At 38.1% G+C, this 1,497-nt stretch carries 1 protein-coding gene and 1 rRNA gene; one reads left to right on the top strand and one right to left on the bottom strand.

Annotated elements, in window-relative coordinates:
• Nucleotides 1-693: ribosomal RNA gene (locus OZD62_RS04605) — 16S ribosomal RNA — on the bottom strand; the annotation flags it as partial.
• 153 nt (nucleotides 694-846) lie between these two features.
• On the opposite strand from OZD62_RS04605, the gene OZD62_RS04600 reads away from it, so the two are divergent.
• On the top strand, nucleotides 847-1,461 hold the full coding sequence (locus OZD62_RS04600; protein WP_275019530.1) for a hypothetical protein: 615 nt from the start codon (nucleotides 847-849) through the stop codon (nucleotides 1,459-1,461).
• The last annotated feature ends 36 nt before the right edge of the window (nucleotides 1,462-1,497 follow it).

Genomic DNA, 1,497 nt, shown 5'->3' with positions numbered 1-1,497 from the left:
GCCTTCGCCACTGGTGTTCCTCCTAATATTTACGAATTTCACCTCTACACTAGGAATTCCTCTATCCTCTTTCAATCTCTAGATTAGCAGTTTTAAAAGCAATTCCAAGGTTGAGCCTTGGGATTTCACTTTTAACTTACTAATCCGCCTACGCGCCCTTTACGCCCAATAATTCCGAATAACGCTAGCCCTCTCCGTATTACCGCGGCTGCTGGCACGGAGTTAGCCAGGACTTCTTCTGTGAGTACCGTCATTATCTTCCTCACTAAAAGAGCTTTACAACCCAAAGGCCTTCTTCACTCATGCGGCATGGCTGGATCAGGCTTTCGCCCATTGTCCAATATTCCCCACTGCTGCCTCCCGTAGGAGTCTGGACCGTATCTCAGTTCCAGTGTGGCTGATCATCCTCTCAGATCAGCTATAGATCATTGCCTTGGTAGGCTATTACTCCACCAACTAGCTAATCTAATATAGGCTCATCTAATAGCAATAAATTTTTCCCCCGTAGGGCGTATACGGTATTAGTTGCCGTTTCCAACAATTATTCCGTACTACTAGGTAGATTCCTATACATTACTCACCCGTCTGCCACTAAGTTATACCATAGCAAGCTACAATATAACTCCGTTCGACTTGCATGTGTTAGGCCTGCCGCCAGCGTTCATTCTGAGCTAGGATCAAACTCTCAAATTTAGACTTCAACCTATAAAAGGTTGAGGGTACATCGGATAAATCCGACAAAAAATAATTTAGCTTAATACTGCTGTCTTTATTTCTACTTTAGAAATATTTTAATCTCCAACTATTCAAACAACTTTAAGAATATTATTATGTGATATAATCACTATGTCAATATGTTTTTGCAAATCAAAAGCATTAATGTATAAACATATAACTATTCAGAATATTACCATGAAAAAATACATCTTTCTGCTTGCACTCGCGCCAATGTTAGTTGGCATCACATTATACTTATTGCGCAACATTGATAACACAAAACAATCTATAACTGCAGGTGACAAGTTTTACGAAGTATTATTCTTAAAAAAAGATAATAAGCCGCTGCTAGAAGAAATAGATTCAAATTGGGAGTATTTAGCAAATTTTGAACGCGCATTCAATCATATCTCAGATTCAATGCCAACAGACACAGCATCTATTTATAATGATTTGGCAGATGATAAAGATGCTCCTAATGTTTTGCGTGAGTTAGCACAATATTTAGAAGTAATGAGCTTACTTCACTCCAACGGTGAAAAAATAAATAAAGACAAAATTGATAATTTAGAATCAAGCACAGTGTATCCTTATTCAAGCCAAGAAGCTATCGCTGTAGTAAAGATACATAATAACGACATTAAAGGTGCAACTGAAATATTGCGTTCCCTATTAAATGATAGAAAATGCCCTATCCTAATCAAAGCTAATGCACAAGAATTACTCAGGATATATGGGAGTTAACTCATTGGACTTTTTGCATAGCTTTTGGCAGCGCAT

It is taken from the genome of Wolbachia endosymbiont of Drosophila seguyi (assembly GCF_028981765.1).
Lineage (GTDB): Bacteria > Pseudomonadota > Alphaproteobacteria > Rickettsiales > Anaplasmataceae > Wolbachia > Wolbachia pipientis.
Note: the sequence above shows the minus strand (reverse complement) of the source record. Positions and strands in the feature narration are given on the sequence as shown.